The sequence below is a fragment of the Klebsiella sp. MPUS7 genome, assembly GCF_009905335.1.
Lineage (GTDB): Bacteria > Pseudomonadota > Gammaproteobacteria > Enterobacterales > Enterobacteriaceae > Klebsiella > Klebsiella grimontii.
Window position 1 is genome coordinate 40,634 of record NZ_CP047604.1, and the last position, 17,247, is coordinate 57,880.

Sequence of the window (17,247 nt, forward strand, 5' to 3'; positions counted from 1 at the left end):
AAAACTAAGAAATTTTCCCGGTTTCGCCTGGACGCTGTCTCAGGCGAGTCTCCCGGCTGATTTTTACAATGCCTGCCATTCGCAGGTATTAAATCAGCTCAGGAGTCACCCAATCATGCTGGCCTTCTTAAACCAGGTGCGCAAGCCAACCCTGGACCTGCCGCTCGAAGCGCGGCGCAAAATGTGGTTCAAACCGTTCATGCAGTCGTATCTGGTGGTTTTCATCGGCTATCTGACCATGTACCTGATCCGCAAAAACTTTAATATCGCGCAGAACGACATGATCTCCACCTACGGGTTGAGCATGACGCAGCTGGGGATGATCGGCCTCGGCTTTTCTATCACCTACGGTGTGGGTAAAACGCTGGTCTCCTACTACGCAGACGGTAAGAACACTAAGCAGTTCTTGCCGTTTATGCTGATTCTCTCGGCCATCTGTATGCTCGGCTTCAGCGCCAGCATGGGCGCGGGGTCGACCAGCCTGTTCCTGATGATCGCCTTCTACGCTCTGAGCGGCTTCTTCCAGAGCACCGGCGGCTCGTGCAGCTATTCGACCATTACCAAGTGGACGCCTCGCCGTAAGCGCGGCACCTTCCTCGGCTTCTGGAATATCTCCCACAACCTCGGCGGCGCCGGCGCGGCGGGCGTGGCGCTGTTTGGCGCCAACTACCTGTTCGACGGCCACGTGATTGGCATGTTTATCTTCCCGTCGATTATTGCGTTAATCGTCGGTTTTATCGGCCTGCGTTTTGGTAGCGACTCCCCGGAATCCTACGGCCTCGGTAACGCCGAAGAGCTGTTTGGCGAAGAGATCAGCGAAGAGGATAAAGAGACGGAAGAGAACGCCATGACCAAATGGCAGATCTTCGTCGAATATGTGCTGAAGAATAAAGTCATCTGGCTGCTGTGCTTCTCCAACATCTTCCTGTACGTGGTGCGCATCGGTATCGACCAGTGGTCCACCGTTTACGCTTTCCAGGAGCTGAAGCTCTCCAAAGAGGTGGCGATTCAGGGCTTTACCCTGTTTGAAGTGGGCGCGCTGGTCGGCACGCTGCTGTGGGGCTGGCTGTCGGATCTGGCAAACGGTCGCCGCGCGCTGGTGGCCTGCGTTGCGCTGGCGCTGATTATCGCCACGCTGGGTGTTTATCAGCATGCCAGCAATCAATACGTTTATCTCGCATCGCTGTTTGCGCTGGGTTTCCTGGTGTTTGGCCCGCAGTTGCTGATCGGCGTCGCCGCGGTAGGCTTCGTGCCGAAAAAGGCGATTGGCGCTGCCGACGGGATCAAGGGCACCTTCGCCTATCTGATCGGCGATAGCTTCGCCAAGCTGGGACTCGGGATGATTGCCGACGGTACGCCGATTTTCGGCCTCACCGGCTGGGCGGGCACCTTTGCGGCGCTGGATGCGGCGGCAATTGGCTGCATCTGTCTGATGGCCATCGTTGCGGTGTTTGAAGAACGTAAAATCCGCCGCCAGAAAAAGACACAAACTTTGCAGACTGCCTGAGTCATTGGATGTGAGTCACTTTGCCCGGCCTCTGCGCCGGGCTTTTTTATGCTTCTTGCCGGGCGGTTTGATGTAGCCGCTCCCCGGGTGGGATCGGTGATTTCATGAACGCGCCAGGGGGCCGCGATAAGTCACATTCTGGTATTTCCGACAGTCGACAGCGGGCAATTTCCCATTATGATAGTGGGGCTGCGATTGAGTGAGAGGATGCATGATCTGGTTAGGACTGGCCACGCTGATAGTGGTATTTTTTGTGGGATTTCGGGTGCTTACCTCTGATTCACGCCGTGCGATTCGCCGTCTGAGCGAACGATTAGGCATTACGCCGGTACCGCTGGAATCGATGATCGATCAGCTAGGAAAAACCGCCGGTAACGAGTATTTACGCTACCTGGAACGGCCTAATGAGGCGCATTTGCAAAATGCCGCGCAGGTGCTGCTGATCTGGCAGGTCGCTATCGTCGATGGCAGCGAGCAGAACCTGCACTACTGGTACCGGTTGATGAAAAAGTCCCGCCTCGGGGCGCCGATTACCGAAGCGCAAATCCGCCTCGCGCAAGGTTTCCTTCGCGAGCTGGAGCCGGAAGTGAGCGAGCTGCACGCTTTGCAGGAGCGCTATAACGCGCTGTTTTTGCCGGAGGATGGCGTCCACTGGCTGCACTGATATCACTTCCCGGTGTACTGTTGGCTTCGTTAAACGTCACGCTGACGAGGCCAACTGTGCAAAAGTCATCACCTCAAAGTGGCATCATGCCAGTACTTTTAACCCATGTTTTTGCACGATATTGAGTAATTTCAATGCCAGCCCACCGGGGCGTTTTGCCCCGCTTTCCCATTTTTGGACCGTGGACACGCTGGTGTTCAGATAGCGGGCAAAAACCGGCTGACTGACGTTGAGTTGGTCACGTAGAGCCTTAATTTCACCAGGTTGGAAATCGCTTACGTGGCTGATGCATGTTTCATCAAAGCTGCGCATCGTCTCCTGCGCGATCGCATCAACACTGTATAAACCTGCGGCAGCGCTATGGATAGCTTCAAAGGCGGGGCTTTTGAATTTAGTTTTTGCAGTCATGACAAATCTCCACCAATTCTTTTCTCTTAACCAATGCCGCCATTTTCTCCTCGCTGAGAAGGGAATAATGCCTGGCTAACTCACGGAACACCGCGAGTTCTCGGTTATCGATATTGGCGATATCCTGTTTGGCGTATAAAAATGTGTAAAACCAATGCTCAGCACCCTTTGCCAGGATGATTGCGCGATCGCGATTTTTATTGAGGCGTTTTTTGTAAACGCCGCCACCAAGGTTATCTACTTTTCCCTGGAGAGTGGCTTCAATCGCTTTGCAAAGTTCGTCGTCATCAATCGCATGAGCCCGGGCTTCCCTGGTAAACCATTTTGTTTTAAAAATACGCATTGGCTGACATCCTGTAACCATAAATATAGCACCAAGTGCTATGTTATTTCTTCCTCTTACTGTTACGGAATACCTAAAAACGTGATTTTCCGGTTATGCGAGCAGCTACGCAGGTACTTTGCAAAGCCTGAAAAGTTGTCAAAACGTTAAATTCGTCACATTTTAAATGTTACACTGCGCGGCTCCTCCGTATTCAACCATGCAGGTAACTTATGACTCCTTCGAATGCCTCTGCGCCGCAGGCTAATCAGGCGGCGCGACCCAACTGGTCGGCGGTTTTTGCGGTGGCCTTCTGCGTTGCCTGCCTGATTACCGTTGAGTTCCTGCCGGTCAGCCTGCTCACGCCGATGGCGCAGGATTTAGGCATCTCCGAAGGCGTTGCCGGGCAGTCGGTTACCACCACGGCGTTCGTGGCGATGTTCGCCAGCCTGTTTATCACCTCGATCATCCGCAATACCGATCGCCGCTACGTGGTGATCCTGTTTTCGGTTCTGCTGACCCTTTCCTGCCTGTTGGTCTCGTTTGCCAACAGCTTTTCGTTATTGCTGCTGGGCCGCGCCTGCCTTGGTCTGGCGCTGGGCGGCTTTTGGGCGATGTCGGCGTCGCTCACCATGCGGCTGGTGCCGATGCGCGTGGTGCCCAAAGCGCTATCGGTTATTTTCGGCGCGGTATCGATAGCGCTGGTGATCGCCGCGCCGCTGGGCAGCTTCCTTGGCGGTATTATCGGCTGGCGTAACGTCTTTAACGGCGCGGCGGTCATGGGCGTGGTCTGTACGATTTGGGTGCTGAAGGCGCTGCCTTCTCTACCGGGCGAGTCGACCTCGGCGCAGCAAAATATGTTCGGCCTGCTGAAGCGGCCCGGCGTGATGGCCGGGATGTGCGCCATCTTTATGGCCTTCGCCGGCCAGTTTGCCTTCTTTACCTATATCCGCCCGGTGTATATGACCCTGGCGGGCTTTGACGTCGACGGTCTGACGCTGGTGCTGCTCAGCTTCGGCATCGCCAGCTTTGTCGGCACCTCGCTCTCCTCAATGCTGCTCAAGCGCTCGGTGAAAGCGGCGCTGGCGATTGCCCCGGTAGTGCTGGCTATCAGCGCCGCGGTGCTGGTGCTGTGGGGGGAGAGTAAAATCGTGGCGTCGACGGTGGCGGTGATCTGGGGCTTTGCCTTCGCGTTGATACCGGTAGGCTGGTCAACGTGGATTACTCGCTCCCTGTCCGATCAGGCGGAAAAAGCCGGGTCGATTCAGGTGGCGGTGATCCAGCTGGCTAACACCTGCGGCGCAGCGGTTGGCGGCGTGGCGCTGGATCACCTCGGTTTGCTCTCGCCGCTGGTCCTCTCCGGTACGTTGATGCTGATTACCGGCCTGCTGGTGGCGACGAAAGTGCGGGTGTAATGGGGCTACGGGTTCACCGCAGTCTGCGGTCGGGTTGCCCGGACAGGCGCGCAGCGCCACCTTCGGGAATGCGCACCCGGGTCTGGCTCTTACACCGCGACCCGGGATGGTTTCACTCTTAGAACCACGCTTCAAACATGCCGCCGACGTTCAGCGAATCCAGCTGTTCGTCTTTGGTGCCGTTGACCTTCGCGGTGCGCTTGTTATCCACCTGGCCGCCGGTTACGTAGAAGCGCAGCATCGGGCGGAACTCCGGCCCCATTCCGATGGCGATGTTCTGCGACAGCGTCAGCTTCCAGCCGTGGTTATCGCCGCCCTGGTCGTAGTCGACGCGCTGGTAGCCCGCTTCCAGCCAGGTGGAGTGAACGTCGTTCCAGAAGTACATCGGGCGGACGATGGCGCCGTAGTTTTTACGGTTGTCGGTGTTGTCCTTGCCGTTGTCATAGTCGTGGAAGGCCAGCAGATATTCGATCTGCGCCTGCCGGGTAAATTTATGCAGACCTTCAAAGCTGGCGTAGATAGCGGTCAGGTCATCGGTTTTGTTGTAGACGCTGTTATCCGAGTTATCGGAGTAGCGCAGGATCACTTTATTGACGCCGCTGTCGTTGGTGTGGCTCAGCACCAGCCCGCCCTGCCAGGCGTCGAGACGTTCGTCGCTGTCCACCGCTTTCGAATCGAAGCCGTAGTTGGCGTATACCTCAACGTCGATCGGCCCGGCCTTGATGTTGTGGGTTTTGGTGGTCAGGGCGTAGTGGCCGTTATCGCCGGTACCGGAGCCGCCGGTACAGGTGATGCGCGACGGGTTGGCCTCATCGGCCATCACTTCCGGGCTACAGGACTCCACCTGCGACACCCCCGCCACGTCAAACTGCACGCCGCCGATATCAAAGTTTTTCACCCCGGCGCCCTGGCCATCGTGGTTCATCCAGAAGTAGTCGTTGATCCCCTGCTGCGGACGCTGATGGAAGTCGCGGCCGGCCCAGATATAAGCGTTGGGGTTAGATTCCAGCACGTTGGTGACGCCGACGTAGGCTTTTTTCAGGTTAACTTCATCGCTCCAGTGGTCAAACATGACGTTGATATCCCAGATCGCGCCTTTACTGCTTTTGAAGGCTTTGGTTATCTGGAATTCACCGCCGTTGCCTTCGTTGCCTAAACGACCGATCGCCGAGGCGCCGTTATAGGAGCCATCCACGCCGACAAACTTCTGATCGCCGGTCTGGAACTGCGCGCCGTAGCGGGCGTAGCCGCTGAACTTGAGGCCGAAGGGGATCGCCATATCCGGCGAGGCCGCGGTGGTCTGCGGGTTGGTAATGACATCCACTTTTTTATCGGCGGCAGCGTCGATTTTCGCCTGGCGCTCGGCGAGGGCTTTATCGACGGCCTTCGCCACAATGGCGTCGATCTGTTCCTGCGTAAATTCTTGCGCGAATACGGAAATTGGGCACAGCGCGGCGACGACCGCCATTGCTAATGGCAGCATTTTTACAGTTTTCATAATTATCTCGCTTTTAATAATTCATATATTCAGATAATAGCCATCCCGCCAGGATAAGCTGGTGTATTTATTCCGGATACAGTTGTTAAATATTGATATAAATTAACGCTGGTATAAATGAATTAACTCTTCCGAAAATTCACGGGCGAGCAGTGAGTTCATTAAGTGATCCTGAGCATGGACCATAATTAACGTCATCGGCTGGCGCGCTTCGCCGGCATCCTGCTCGATAAGCCGGGTCTGCATCTGATGCGCCCGACGGGCGTAACCATCGGCTTCATTCAGTAGTAAGCGCGCTTCATCTATATTACCGTTACGGGCGCAATGGAGTGCTTCAAAACACAATGAGCGTGACTGTCCCGCGTTAACGATAATTTCCATTACCGCATCTTCTAATTCAATCATGATAGATCCTGAGGTCATTAACTTTATTATTTAAATAATGCAGCAAAATCCCTTTTCCGCATTATTTATGCCGTCATCTAAAAGATAATATTAAATATATTGCTTCATTATTGGCTGACCGTTTCGGCAACCGGAACCGCGGCTTTTGCTTTTTCAACTTCAGTTGTCATTAAGGAACGTTCATAGGCGCGCAGGAATGGCAGATAGATTAGCGCCGACATCACCATACAAATCAGGCACATGACCACCGGGCTTAACGTCCAGTTTGCGGCCCACGATGCGCCGATAGGCGCCGGCGTTGTCCACGGCGTCAGCGAAACCACCTGGCTGAGCCAGCCGAGACGCGTCGCGCCATAAGCCAGAACGGCGTTGATCATCGGGACAAAGACGAACGGGATAAACATCATCGGGTTCATGATAATCGGCGCGCCGAACAGGATCGGTTCGTTGATATTAAAGAAGCTTGGCACAATGCCCATTTTACCGATGGTACGCAGATGGGTTACGCGGCTACGCAGCAGCAGGAACGCCAGCGGAAGCGTGGAACCGACGCCGCCTATCAGCAGATAGTGATCCCAGAAACCTTGCAGATAGACATGCGGCAGTGCCGCACCGGCCGCCAGCGCGGCCTGGTTTGCCGACAGGTTGGCCATCCAGAAGGGGTTCATAATGCCGGTCACGATCAGCGAACCGTGGATCCCGGCGAACCAGAAAATCTGGCACATCAGGACGGAAAGCAGAATCGCCGGCAGGGAGTCAGAGGCGGAAACCAGGGGCTCCAGCAGGTGCATAATCGCCTGCGGCAGGATCATACCGGTCTGCGCTTCGATAAACAGATTCAGCGGATGCAGGGTCGCGATCACCACCAGTACCGGGATAAGAATTTCAAACGAGCGGGCAACGCCGGTCGGCACCTCTTTTGGCAGGCGAATCGTAATATTGTTCTGCTTTAACCAGGCGTAAACGCGGGTGGAGTAGATGGCGGTGATCAAGGCGGTAAAAATGCCCTGACCGGAGAGGTACTGGGTGGAGATTTTGCCATCGGCGTACGGCGCGGCAACCAGTAAGAAGGCCATGAACGCCAGCAGACCGGACATCACCGGGTCGAGTTGGAACTGACGTCCCAGGCTGGCGCCGATTCCCACCGAAATAAAAAACGTCATTACGCCCATGCTGAGGTTAAACGGCAGCATCAGCTGTTCACGGTACTGCTGGGAGAAATCCAGCCAGCCGCGGGCGAAACCATTCGTGGTATCCGGGGAGAAAGGTGGAAAGATAAATACCAGCATGAATGAGCCGATGATCATAAACGGCAATGCGGCAGTGAAGCCATCGCGAATCGCGATAACGTATTTCTGCTGCCCAAGGCGTCCTGCCAGCGGGGTAATTGATTGCTCGATCACGGCAATCATGGACTGATACAGAGAACTCATTTGCACACCTCTTAATGCGCTGCAATCAGCGACAGGGCATAATCCAGGACGTTATCTCCCCGCTGCATTCCGTAATCCATGGTGTTAATCGGCTGGACCGGAATATTCAGGGGAGCGGCTTTCTCAGATAAGTTTTTCAGCATGTATTTCACCTGTGGCCCAAGAAGCACCACCTGGTATTGCGGAAACTGCATGTCAAATTCGGAAACTCCATAGGCGTCAATCTGCACCGGCAGATTACGTTCCTTCGCGGCATCAACCATCTTTCTGACCAGCAGGCTGGTGGACATTCCGGCAGAGCAGCACAGCATAATCTTGTACATCGACGTTCGTCCTCAAAATGTAAAAAGTTATTGCGTGGATGATTTGATATCAGACGGAAACCGGTTTCCATTTATAAAAAACAGAACTGTGATAACCATCAAGATCTGTCAGTCAAAGGGGCTGTTAATTAGATTTGGCTCACAAATTTTCCTGGTTTTTGCTGCGATTTTCCATGAAATGGAAAATCGGTTTCCAAATAAAAAGGGAAACGGATATACTGCCGCTGGTTATTATTGAAGCGATTCAGGTTTAAGGATTTACAGGGATCGGATTGACCCTGTCAGGGGAAAATAATGTCTACAATCAACGATGTATCACGGTTAGCTGGGGTGTCGAAAGCCACAGTCTCTCGGGTGTTGAGCGGTTCGCGCGGCGTAAAGGAAGCCAGCCGACAGGCGGTACTGCAGGCGGCGGAAGAGCTTAACTACCGGCCGAATATGATAGCGCAATCTTTGCTGAGTCAGACTACCGGCTGCATCGGCGTCATTTGCGCCCAGGACAACATTAATCAAACCACCAGCTATCTCTACGCGCTGGAGAAACAGCTTAGCCAGCACCAGAAGCATCTGCTGCTGCGTTTTGCCAACAGCCGCAGCAGAGTGCTGCATTCGCTGGATGAGTTGACCTGCGGCCTTTGCGATAATGTATTAATCATCGGCGCACGGTTTCCGCTCAATATCGACCGGCCCGACGTAGTACTGATTGACTGCCTGGAAAGCGACGGAACGAATAGCATTCAGTTTGACCATGCCTTCGCGGCGGAAACGGCCTGCAACTATCTGATAAGCCAGGGGCGGCGCCAGATTGCGCTGATCCATCCCCAGGCCAGCGGCTTTGCTGACCAGGTTTTGCTGGGCTATAAGCACGCGCTGGAAAAGAATTTTCTGCCGTTCAATCGCAACCTGGTTTTTCTCGACAGCCATTCGCCGTCCGTGGCGGTGCAGGAGCTGGTAAACAACACAACCACCCTGAATTTTAATGCGTTATTGGTGGCCAACGAGCAGCAGGCGCAGCTGGTGGTGCCGCAGCTTCAGGCGTTTAATCGCGCGGTGCCGGAAAAAGTTATGGTGTTCAGCCTTGCGGGCTCGTTACAGCTGCCCGGTATTCCGACCATTCCGGCGATAGAATATTCAATGGACGCGATGGCCAGCCAGATCGTCAACTGGCTGACCGAGAAGACGCAAATACTCGGCAGCAGCCCGCTGCGCGGGGATTTGATCATTCCGAACCGTTGATGGCGACCCTGCAACCGGCGCTAGGGCATGGGGCAAGCAATGGCGCTAATGGCCTTCTGGTAAGCGGCGCTGTTGTTTTTATCCAGCGCCCGCGTCGCGCTTTGTACGGCAGTCTTATTTTCCGCTGATTCCAGTACGCGGTTAGCAAACTGCGTATCGTCCAGCGCGCTGCTTTTAGGGCAGTTTTTCCTCACATCCTTCACTATCTGCTGCTTTTGCTGTTCAAACTTCAGCCCGGAGAGCGGTGCGGCTGTCGCCACGCTGGGGAGCACCAGACAGACGGCCAGCGAAAGCGCAATTTTCATTCTCTTCATCACGGATATCCTTATTTTTATTAAAGCGTTCCTCTAACTATAGACGCATTCCTGAATCAACATTTTGCGTGTTGCTTTCCGCAGGAATGTATCTGTTTCAGTCGCTGAAATTTATCTTCCGTAGCGGCAAGCAAAGCCGTTGATGCGCAGATGCCCGGCGTCGCGGTGATGGATATATTCCAGCTATCGCGTTTCAGGGATGGCGGACCATGACGAAAAAAGGAACGACCTCGACGCCGCACGATGCGGTTTTTAAACAGTTTTTATCGCATCCCGAGTGCGCAAGGGATTTTATCGAGATTCATCTTCCCGCTTCGCTGCGCCAGCTGTGCGACCTGCAAACGCTTAAGCTGGAGTCCGGCAGCTTCATTGAGGCCGATTTGCGCGCCAGCTACTCCGACGTACTGTGGTCGCTGAAAACCAGCGACGGTGACGGCTATATCTACGTGGTGATTGAACATCAGAGCACGCCGGATGCGCACATGGCATTCAGGCTGATGCGCTACGCGCTGGCGGCGATGCAGCGTCATCTGGACGCCGGGCACAAAACGCTGCCGCTGGTGGTGCCGATGCTGTTCTATCACGGCGCGAAAAGCCCCTATCCTTTCTCGCTGTGCTGGCTGGAAGAGTTTGCCGATACGGAGGCCGCGCGGCGGATCTATGCCGCCGCTTTCCCGCTGGTGGATATTACGGTGGTGCCGGATGACGACATTATGCAGCACCGGCGCGTGGCGTTGCTGGAGCTGATTCAAAAGCATATCCGCCAGCGCGATTTACTTGGCCTGGTGGAGCGATTAGCCGAGCTGTTGGTTAAAGGTTGCGCTAATGACAGCCAGTTGAAAGCGCTGTTTAATTACATGCTGCAGTGCGGCGATGCGCCTCATTTTGGTGAATTTCTTCACGAGGTCGAGCGGCGCGTTCCTCAACATAAGGAGGTACTCATGACGATTGCGGAAAGGCTACGGCAGGAAGGGAGACAAGAAGGCAAGTTGGAGGGCAAATTAGAGGGCAAGTTAGAAGGTAAACAAGAGGGTAGAGAAGAAGAAGCGTTGCGTATTGCCCGTTCACTTCTGGAGCAGGGGTTTGAGCGCGAGCTGGTACGGATGACTATTGGGCTCTCGGATGACGATCTGAATGCATTCCAGGATGCATCCCTCAAGATGGGGGAAAATTAATGACGATTGTAGAGAGGCTACCGCTGGAAGAGATACCACAGGAGTTACAACAAGAGTATTTACTGGAATACCTGTTGGAATTTTACCTGGGGTTTTATGAAGGATTTCAGGAAGGGAAACGAGAAGAGGCGTTGCGTATTGCTCGTTCATGTCTGGAACAGGGATTTGAGCGCGAGCTGGTGCAGGTGGTTTGTGAGCTGTCGGATGACGACCTGAAGATGCTGCAAACGCAGGTCGCAGCATCTCCTGCCCGATAATCGTCAGGCCGTTTTAACCCGCCGCCGCGAATCCAGGGCGATCAGCACCACCGACGAGAGGATCAGCAGCGTGCCCAGCCAGTCCGGGAGGGTAAAGGTGATGCCGAGCAGCAGCAGAGAGAGCAGAGCGCTACTCAACGGCTCCGCGCAGCTGAGGATCCCCGCCTTCGCGCCGCCAATCTTCTGCGCGCCGTTCAGGTAGAGGCTAAAGGTCAGCGAGGTGCCGATTACCACCAGGTAGAAAAAGGCCAGCAGCAGGCCGCCGGTCACCACAAAATGGTTGCCCTGTCCGGCGTAGAACGGCAGCAGCATCGCGCCGCCGAGCAGCATGCTCCAGCCGACAATCGGCAGCGTGCCGTAGCGGGCAATCAGCGTCGAGGGATAAGTGGTGTAGAAAGCAGCGGCAAACGCCGAAGCAATCCCCCAGAACAGCGCCGTGGGGGAAATCGACAGCGTCGTCGGGTTACCGTGGGTGACCAGCAGGAAAGTGCCCGCCAGCGAGGTGGCGATGGCCGCGAGCACCAGCGGGCTGGGACGCGTTTTACGGGCGATGGCAAACCAGGCGACGATAATCGTCGGCGACAGGAACTGCAGCACCGTCGCGGTGGCGGCGTTGGATTGCTCGATAGTCATCAGGAAGGTGTATTGCACGGTGAGCGCGCCGAACAGCGAAAAGATCAGCAGACTGACGGCGTCTTTGCGGTTTTGCAGGACGCGGAAAATCTTATCGCCGTGAAAGAACGAGAGCATCAGAAGGATCAGGCCGGCGAACAACAGGCGCGTCATGGTCAGAAACGGCGATGACATCTGGCTTTGCTGCATAATATATTGCGCGCAGACGCCGGAACTGCCCCACAGCACAGCGGCGATCAGTACGTTCAGCATCCCTTTTTTGCTGGAGCCCATCTTTCCCTCAGGTGAAAATAGTGCGAAAGCAGCATCATAGCATGAGCACGCGCGGGAAGCGGGGCAGGAAATGGTAGCCGGATCCTTTATCAGATGTACCCTGGCCGACGTTGCCCGGTGGCGGTTGGCGCCTGACCGGGCCGACAGAAACGCAACGCCACGCGCAAAAAATATTCAGCATGGGGCGTCAGTACCTCCCGCCATGCGGCGGATAAACTCACGTTCACCGCCATGCGGCGGATAAACTCACGTTCACCGCCGTGCGTCAGATGCGCGCTCTAGCTCAAATCAACGTTTTTACTGCCGAACAGCCAGGTCAGGGCGAAGCCGCACAGATAAGAGACCGCCAGCCCGGCGGCATACACCGCCATTCCGGCGTAGATCCCGCTTTTGGAGGTCATCAGCGGCAGCGCCACCAGCCCGGACGGGCCAAATACCGTATTCAGGCCGACCGGTAGCCCCATCCAGGCGACAAGCCCGAGGAAGAAACCGCCGCAGGCGCCGCCGAGGCAGGCGGTGATAAACGGCTTCATGCGCGGCAGCGTCACGCCATAAATCAGCGGTTCGCCGATGCCGAGGAAGCCGGGAATAATCGCCCCTTTAATTTGCGTACGCAGCAGAGAGCCGTGCTTCGCCCGCCAGAACAGCGCCAGCGCCGCGCCGACCTGTCCGGCCCCGGCCATCGCCAGAATCGGAAACAGCGAGTTAAACCCCTGCGCATCCACCAGCGCGAAATAGACCGGCACGAAGCCCTGATGGACGCCGAACATCACCGCCAGCAGGAACAGGCCGGCCAGCACCGCAGAGCCGAACGGGTTGCCGTTAAGGTGCAGGAATAGCCATGACATTCCGGTAAACAGCCAGCCGCCGATCGGCATAATGACGGTAAAAGTGATTGCGCCCATGATCAGCAGCGTCACCGCCGAGGTGAGGATCATATCGAGGTTGGCAGGCATGATGCGGCGCACCTGTCTTTCCACCCACGCGCCGATAATCGAGGCGATAAGCACGCCGATAATATTGCCGCGCGGGTCGATACCGTGGCCGAAGAAGGTCGAAATCCCGGAATAGAAGCCGCTGGTGGCCTCCGGGTTGTAGCCGAGGACAAACAGCGCAGCGATGATGGCCCCGTTGACCCCGGAGCCGCCGAAGGCTTTCTGGGCGTTATAGCCGATCAGGATGCTCAGGAAGGTAAACATCCCCTTGCTGAATACCTTCATGTAGCCGATCAGCGCCACCATCGTCGCGTTCGGATGCGCGTTTTCGAGGACAAATATCTGCTCCGCCAGGGTCGCGAATCCTAACAGCAGGCCGACGGCGATAAAACCGGGGATCAGCGGGGTGAAAATGGTGGCGAATTTAGCGAGGAATTTTTGGATGCCGCTGGTTTGCTTGCTCTTCAGCGCCTGCTTCTTCTCGGCGGCGACATCGGCCAGCGACTGCGTCTCCGCCGGAGCGTCTTCCAGTAACGCATTCATCATTTCCGCCGCGGTTTGCGCCTTGCCGGGGCCAAGCACGACCTGGAACTGCTCATCGCTGACGATAACCCCCATCACGCCCTCAATCTGACGGATGGCGGCGCTATCGGCCCGTGATTCATCGCGCAGAGTCAGGCGCAGCCGGGTCATACAGTTGCCCGCCTGCGCGACGTTACCGGCGCCGCCAACGTGTTGAAGGATCCGCGCTATCATCTCTTTATTTATTTTTGCCATTGCAGATTACCTGTTGGTCAGCGGTCAGGAGTGGCTCAGCGCCTTGCGGATATAGCCGTTATTTTTTGCCAACAGCGCCTGGGCATCCGGGGCGCTTAAATCAGCCAGCACCATCACAATCGCCGTTTTGCAGTGGCGACCGCAGGCCTCCAGCGCGCTCTGGGCGGTTGCGCGATCGCATTCGGTCGCTTCCATGACGATGGACACCTGGCGCTCGATAAGCTTGGCGTTGGTCGCTTCCACATCCACCATCAGGTTGCTGTAGACCTTGCCAATGCGGATCATCGCCCCGGTGGAGATCATATTCAGCACCAGCTTCTGCGCGGTGCCTGCCTTGAGCCGCGTTGAGCCGGTAACGACTTCCGGGCCGACCACCGGCGTAATGGCGACGTCCGCCAGCTGGGCCATTTCCCCGTGCGGGTTGCAGCTGACGATGGCGACGAAAGCGTTCTGGCTGTAGGCATACTCCATGGCGCCGATGACGTACGGCGTGCGTCCGCTGGCCGCGAGCCCGACCAGCACATCGCGGCTGCTAAAATTAATATTCTGCAGATCCATCGCCCCTTGCGCTTTGTTGTCTTCAACGTTCTCTACGGCGCTCAGAATCGCTTTATGGCCGCCCGCGATGATGCCCACCACCTGTTCGGGGCGAGTGCCGAAGGTCGGCGGACACTCGCTGGCGTCAAGGATCCCCAGACGACCGGAGGTCCCCGCGCCGATATAAATCAGTCGCCCGCCCGCCTGCAGCGCCGCTGCGACCTTATCCACGACCTGGGCAATTTGCGCCAGATAGGGGGTGATGGCGTGAGCCACCTGCTGGTCTTCCTGGTTAATCACCGTCAGCATCTCTTCGGTGGAGAGGGTATCAATGTTGGCGCTATTGGCGTTGCGGCGCTCGGTCAGCAGTTTGCTCAGGTCGATACTCATAAGAACCTCTTTATTCACAGTGGCGGGCAGTATAAGGAATTAATTATTCCTTTCATGTGAAGACTATCACGATTGGTGTTGAAGAGATAATAGGAGATTTCAGCGTTGGCGGGAAATATGGCGGTAATAAAATTGGAATATTTTATTACCGCCAGGGGAGGTTATGCGACGGAACGTGGTTTTTTCAGGCCAATCAGCAGCGCGGCCAGATAGCAAAGGGTCATCGCCAGGCTCATTTTGAGCATCGTTTCGCCGCCGAGTCCGGCCAGCGGCGCGGCAATCCCGCCGAACACAAACATCAGCGTGCCCATCAGGGCGGAAGCGGTGCCGGACTGGCGGGCGTGAATGGCGTTCATCGCTTCCGAGCCGGCAACGGTACTGATGCCGCTCATCATGGAAACGGTAAAAAACAGGCCGACCAGCGCCAGCGTCGGCTGCGGTAGCCAGGCGAAGAGCAGGGTGATGGCGGCAAACGCCACCGCCAGCAATTGACCGCCGCGCAGCAGAGATTCGGCGCTGAAGCGGCGCGCCAGGCGGGAAAAGATCAGCGCCGCGATAATCAGCCCAATACCGTTCAGGCCGAACAGCAGGCTGAACTGCATCGCGCTCATGGCATATTCGCTCTGAATAACAAACGAAGATGAGCCGATATAGGAGAACAGCCCGGCCATCATAAAGGCCTGAATCAGGCAGTAGCGCATAAAGCGGCGATTTTTCAGCACCGGCGTCTCATCCTGCCGCTGCGCAACCGATGCGGCGCTTTTTTCCGGCAGCGTTTCGTGCAGCACCGTCAGGCTGAGCAGCAGTAACACCACGCCAATCGCCGCCATCGCCCAGAACAGAATACGCCAGTCGAAGGCGGTGATGATCCAGCCGCCAAGTACCGGCGAAAGCACCGGCGCGATGCCGTTTACGGTCATCAGCAGGGCTAAAAACTGGGTCAGCAGGGTGCCCTGATAGCGGTCGCGGGCGATGGATCGCGACAGCACCGAGCCGCCCGCGCCGGCGAAGCCCTGCAGAAAGCGCCAGGCGATCAGCATATGGATATCGTAGGTTATCGCGCACATCGCTGAGGAGAAAATAAACAGCAGCAGGGAGAGCGCCAGCGGCTTTTTACGACCAATGCGGTCGCTCAGCGGGCCGAAAAACAGCTGCCCAAGGCCGAGGCCGATCAGCGCCGCGGTCAGCGAGAGCTGGGTCTGCGTGCCGGTAGCGCTAAGCTGCTGGGTAATTTCCGGCAGCGCGGGCAGATAGAAGTCGGTACACAGCGGCCCAATGGCGCTGAGCAAACCGAGAACCACAACCCAGGAAAGGGAGATTCGGGGCATACAAGCGGGCTCCTTGTCATCAAACCGGGCGCTGTCGCCCGGTAAAGGTGTTAGCTGGCGCCGCCTCCCAGCGACTGCCAGAGGGTGATGCGGTTTTCCAGGTCCGTTTGCTGGAGGGAGATCAGCGTGGCCTGCGCCGACCACAGCGTTCGCTGGGCGGTCAGCACCGACAGATAATCTCCGACCCCGGCCTGATAGCTCTTCAGCGCGATATTCAGCGATTTCTGCTCCGCCGCGACGTATTTATTCTGCGCGTCCAGCTGTTCGCTGAGCGTTTCCCGCCGCGCCAGCGCGTCGGCGACATCTTTGAAAGCGCTCTGAATCGTCTTCTCATAGGTGGCGATCAGCCCCTTTTTCTCCGCTTCAGCGTAGCGCAGCTGCGCCAGGTTGCTGCCGCCGGTAAACAGCGGCAGGCTGATGGACGGCGCGAATGACCATACCTGCATGCCGTGGCTGAACAGCGACGAGAGCGAGTCGCTGCCGACCCCGGCGCTGGCGGTCAGCGAGATGGACGGGAAGAAGTTGGCCCGCGCCGCGCCGATATCGGCGTTAGCGCTCTTCAGGTTATGCTCCGCTTCCTGGATATCCGGGCGGCGCAGCAGTACCGATGAAGAGACGCCCGCCGGCACCAGGGTGATACTGCGATCGCCAAGGCTTTCCAGCGTGCCGGGCAGCAGGCTATCTGGCACGGTTTCCCCGGCCAGCAGGTTGAGCGCGTTTTTATCCTGCGCCACCAGCGTGCGGTAGCTGGCGACGCTGGCGCGCGCCTGCTGGTACACGCTTTCGGCATCGCTCAGGTCGCCAGCCGAGGCGGTGCCGACTTCCATCTGGCGGGTGACGATGCGGCGCGAGTTCTCGGCGCTGGCCATGGTTTCCTGCGCCAGCGCCAGATTGCTGTTATCCGCGGCGAGGGTTATCCACGCGGTGGTCAGATCGGCGATCATCGTCAGACGCGTATTCTGGGCGGTGAATTCGCTGGCAAGCCAGGTTTCCCGCGCGGCGCGCGTCAGGCTTTGGTTCTTGCCAAACAGATCCAGTTCGAAGCTGGAGACCGCGCCGTCGGCTTCCGCTGACGACGACAGGCCGCTGGCCACCGTTTTACTGCGGGTATGGCTCAGCTCGGCGTCGAGGGTCGGAAACAGCGACGCGCGGGTTTCACCAAACTGGGCGCGCGCGGCTTCGATATCGGCCAGCGCTTTCTGCACGTCGCGGTTGCTGGTCAACGCGATACTCACCACTTTTTTGAGGCGGGCGTCATTCACCACCTGCTGCCAGTCGCTGACCACCGCGGTTGCCTCGCCGTGGCTGCCCGGCAGGGTCGCCGGGACCGGCGCGGCCGGACGCTCATAGTTCGGGTCGAGAGAGACGCAGCCCGCCGTCAGGAGCGCAACAAAAACTAAGGTAAAACGAAACATAA

The 17,247-nt window shown here is 56.9% G+C and carries 18 protein-coding genes; 6 read left to right on the top strand and 12 right to left on the bottom strand.

Annotated features, from left to right (window positions below):
- Nucleotides 1-115 precede the first annotated feature (115 nt).
- Together uhpT and GUC22_RS00205 are read left to right on the top strand one after the other, a co-directional pair.
- Nucleotides 116-1,507: a hexose-6-phosphate:phosphate antiporter gene (gene uhpT, locus GUC22_RS00200; protein WP_004126843.1), complete on the top strand. Its 1,392-nt coding sequence runs from the start codon at nucleotides 116-118 to the stop codon at nucleotides 1,505-1,507.
- A gap of 211 nt (nucleotides 1,508-1,718) precedes the next feature.
- Nucleotides 1,719-2,171, top strand: a complete 453-nt coding sequence (locus GUC22_RS00205; protein WP_049087028.1) for a DUF1198 domain-containing protein — start codon at nucleotides 1,719-1,721, stop codon at nucleotides 2,169-2,171.
- Between the two features lie 84 nt (nucleotides 2,172-2,255).
- Here the strand turns inward: GUC22_RS00205 and GUC22_RS00210 are convergent, their stop codons facing one another.
- The gene (locus GUC22_RS00210; protein ID WP_160183311.1) at nucleotides 2,256-2,579 is read right to left on the bottom strand and encodes a helix-turn-helix domain-containing protein; all 324 of its coding nucleotides are present in this window, start codon (nucleotides 2,577-2,579) and stop codon (nucleotides 2,256-2,258) included.
- Nucleotides 2,563-2,922, bottom strand: a complete 360-nt coding sequence (locus GUC22_RS00215; protein ID WP_116944295.1) for a type II toxin-antitoxin system RelE/ParE family toxin — start codon at nucleotides 2,920-2,922, stop codon at nucleotides 2,563-2,565. The genes GUC22_RS00210 and GUC22_RS00215 overlap by 17 nt, the downstream gene beginning before the upstream one ends.
- Nucleotides 2,923-3,134: 212 nt before the next feature.
- On the opposite strand from GUC22_RS00215, the gene nepI reads away from it, so the two are divergent.
- A complete protein-coding gene (gene nepI / locus GUC22_RS00220; protein ID WP_024360566.1) occupies nucleotides 3,135-4,316 on the top strand; it encodes a purine ribonucleoside efflux pump NepI in 1,182 nt (393 codons plus the stop codon).
- 118 nt (nucleotides 4,317-4,434) lie between these two features.
- On the opposite strand, the gene GUC22_RS00225 is transcribed toward nepI, so the two are convergent.
- The 4 genes from GUC22_RS00225 to GUC22_RS00240 all read right to left on the bottom strand — a co-directional run bounded on the left by GUC22_RS00225 (nucleotide 4,435) and on the right by GUC22_RS00240 (nucleotide 7,975).
- Nucleotides 4,435-5,814, bottom strand: a complete 1,380-nt coding sequence (locus GUC22_RS00225; protein ID WP_004133118.1) for a carbohydrate porin — start codon at nucleotides 5,812-5,814, stop codon at nucleotides 4,435-4,437.
- 102 nt (nucleotides 5,815-5,916) lie between these two features.
- Nucleotides 5,917-6,219, bottom strand: coding sequence for a PTS lactose/cellobiose transporter subunit IIA (locus GUC22_RS00230; protein ID WP_004855598.1), 303 nt, complete (start codon nucleotides 6,217-6,219; stop codon nucleotides 5,917-5,919).
- Nucleotides 6,220-6,326: 107 nt separating this feature from the next.
- Nucleotides 6,327-7,652, bottom strand: a complete 1,326-nt coding sequence (locus GUC22_RS00235; RefSeq protein WP_116944078.1) for a PTS sugar transporter subunit IIC — start codon at nucleotides 7,650-7,652, stop codon at nucleotides 6,327-6,329.
- Between the two features lie 11 nt (nucleotides 7,653-7,663).
- Nucleotides 7,664-7,975, bottom strand: a complete 312-nt coding sequence (locus GUC22_RS00240; RefSeq protein ID WP_004133123.1) for a PTS sugar transporter subunit IIB — start codon at nucleotides 7,973-7,975, stop codon at nucleotides 7,664-7,666.
- Between the two features lie 294 nt (nucleotides 7,976-8,269).
- Between GUC22_RS00240 and GUC22_RS00245 the strand changes: the two genes are divergently transcribed.
- Complete coding sequence (locus GUC22_RS00245; protein ID WP_004133125.1) at nucleotides 8,270-9,211, top strand: LacI family DNA-binding transcriptional regulator; 942 nt, start codon at nucleotides 8,270-8,272, stop codon at nucleotides 9,209-9,211.
- A gap of 20 nt (nucleotides 9,212-9,231) precedes the next feature.
- On the opposite strand, the gene GUC22_RS00250 is transcribed toward GUC22_RS00245, so the two are convergent.
- Nucleotides 9,232-9,525 carry a YicS family protein gene (locus GUC22_RS00250; protein WP_024359674.1) on the bottom strand — a complete coding sequence of 98 codons (294 nt, stop codon included), beginning with the start codon at nucleotides 9,523-9,525 and terminating at the stop codon, nucleotides 9,232-9,234.
- A gap of 209 nt (nucleotides 9,526-9,734) precedes the next feature.
- Here GUC22_RS00250 and GUC22_RS00255 point away from each other — a divergent pair, with 209 nt between their 5' ends.
- Together GUC22_RS00255 and GUC22_RS00260 are read left to right on the top strand one after the other, a co-directional pair.
- The gene (locus tag GUC22_RS00255) at nucleotides 9,735-10,700 is read left to right on the top strand and encodes an Rpn family recombination-promoting nuclease/putative transposase (protein WP_116944077.1); all 966 of its coding nucleotides are present in this window, start codon (nucleotides 9,735-9,737) and stop codon (nucleotides 10,698-10,700) included.
- On the top strand, nucleotides 10,700-10,957 hold the full coding sequence (locus GUC22_RS00260) for a hypothetical protein (RefSeq protein WP_004133131.1): 258 nt from the start codon (nucleotides 10,700-10,702) through the stop codon (nucleotides 10,955-10,957). Before GUC22_RS00255 ends, GUC22_RS00260 begins: the two co-directional genes overlap by 1 nt.
- A gap of 3 nt (nucleotides 10,958-10,960) precedes the next feature.
- On the opposite strand, the gene GUC22_RS00265 is transcribed toward GUC22_RS00260, so the two are convergent.
- The 5 genes from GUC22_RS00265 to GUC22_RS00285 all read right to left on the bottom strand — a co-directional run bounded on the left by GUC22_RS00265 (nucleotide 10,961) and on the right by GUC22_RS00285 (nucleotide 17,245).
- A complete protein-coding gene (locus tag GUC22_RS00265) occupies nucleotides 10,961-11,863 on the bottom strand; it encodes an EamA family transporter (protein WP_024359676.1) in 903 nt (300 codons plus the stop codon).
- 278 nt (nucleotides 11,864-12,141) lie between these two features.
- Nucleotides 12,142-13,575 (bottom strand): PTS N-acetylmuramic acid transporter subunit IIBC, encoded by a 1,434-nt coding sequence (murP, locus tag GUC22_RS00270; protein ID WP_160183312.1) that lies wholly within the window; start codon nucleotides 13,573-13,575, stop codon nucleotides 12,142-12,144.
- 24 nt (nucleotides 13,576-13,599) lie between these two features.
- A complete protein-coding gene (gene murQ, locus GUC22_RS00275) occupies nucleotides 13,600-14,502 on the bottom strand; it encodes an N-acetylmuramic acid 6-phosphate etherase (protein WP_004133138.1) in 903 nt (300 codons plus the stop codon).
- Between the two features lie 161 nt (nucleotides 14,503-14,663).
- The gene (locus GUC22_RS00280) at nucleotides 14,664-15,830 is read right to left on the bottom strand and encodes a multidrug effflux MFS transporter (RefSeq protein WP_160183313.1); all 1,167 of its coding nucleotides are present in this window, start codon (nucleotides 15,828-15,830) and stop codon (nucleotides 14,664-14,666) included.
- 50 nt (nucleotides 15,831-15,880) lie between these two features.
- A complete protein-coding gene (locus GUC22_RS00285; RefSeq protein ID WP_024359678.1) occupies nucleotides 15,881-17,245 on the bottom strand; it encodes an efflux transporter outer membrane subunit in 1,365 nt (454 codons plus the stop codon).
- Between the last annotated feature and the right edge of the window lie 2 nt (nucleotides 17,246-17,247).

Bases quoted from the DNA above. Each gene is read 5' to 3' on its own strand.
- uhpT (WP_004126843.1), top strand. From the start codon at position 116: ATGCTGGCCTTCTTAAACCAGGTGCGCAAGCCAACCCTGGACCTGCCG.
- GUC22_RS00205 (WP_049087028.1), top strand. From the start codon at position 1,719: ATGATCTGGTTAGGACTGGCCACGCTGATAGTGGTATTTTTTGTGGGA.
- GUC22_RS00210 (WP_160183311.1), bottom strand. From the start codon at position 2,579: ATGACTGCAAAAACTAAATTCAAAAGCCCCGCCTTTGAAGCTATCCAT.
- GUC22_RS00215 (WP_116944295.1), bottom strand. From the start codon at position 2,922: ATGCGTATTTTTAAAACAAAATGGTTTACCAGGGAAGCCCGGGCTCAT.
- nepI (WP_024360566.1), top strand. From the start codon at position 3,135: ATGACTCCTTCGAATGCCTCTGCGCCGCAGGCTAATCAGGCGGCGCGA.
- GUC22_RS00225 (WP_004133118.1), bottom strand. From the start codon at position 5,814: ATGAAAACTGTAAAAATGCTGCCATTAGCAATGGCGGTCGTCGCCGCG.
- GUC22_RS00230 (WP_004855598.1), bottom strand. From the start codon at position 6,219: ATGATTGAATTAGAAGATGCGGTAATGGAAATTATCGTTAACGCGGGA.
- GUC22_RS00235 (WP_116944078.1), bottom strand. From the start codon at position 7,652: ATGAGTTCTCTGTATCAGTCCATGATTGCCGTGATCGAGCAATCAATT.
- GUC22_RS00240 (WP_004133123.1), bottom strand. From the start codon at position 7,975: ATGTACAAGATTATGCTGTGCTGCTCTGCCGGAATGTCCACCAGCCTG.
- GUC22_RS00245 (WP_004133125.1), top strand. From the start codon at position 8,270: ATGTCTACAATCAACGATGTATCACGGTTAGCTGGGGTGTCGAAAGCC.
- GUC22_RS00250 (WP_024359674.1), bottom strand. From the start codon at position 9,525: ATGAAGAGAATGAAAATTGCGCTTTCGCTGGCCGTCTGTCTGGTGCTC.
- GUC22_RS00255 (WP_116944077.1), top strand. From the start codon at position 9,735: ATGACGAAAAAAGGAACGACCTCGACGCCGCACGATGCGGTTTTTAAA.
- GUC22_RS00260 (WP_004133131.1), top strand. From the start codon at position 10,700: ATGACGATTGTAGAGAGGCTACCGCTGGAAGAGATACCACAGGAGTTA.
- GUC22_RS00265 (WP_024359676.1), bottom strand. From the start codon at position 11,863: ATGGGCTCCAGCAAAAAAGGGATGCTGAACGTACTGATCGCCGCTGTG.
- murP (WP_160183312.1), bottom strand. From the start codon at position 13,575: ATGGCAAAAATAAATAAAGAGATGATAGCGCGGATCCTTCAACACGTT.
- murQ (WP_004133138.1), bottom strand. From the start codon at position 14,502: ATGAGTATCGACCTGAGCAAACTGCTGACCGAGCGCCGCAACGCCAAT.
- GUC22_RS00280 (WP_160183313.1), bottom strand. From the start codon at position 15,830: ATGCCCCGAATCTCCCTTTCCTGGGTTGTGGTTCTCGGTTTGCTCAGC.
- GUC22_RS00285 (WP_024359678.1), bottom strand. From the start codon at position 17,245: ATGTTTCGTTTTACCTTAGTTTTTGTTGCGCTCCTGACGGCGGGCTGC.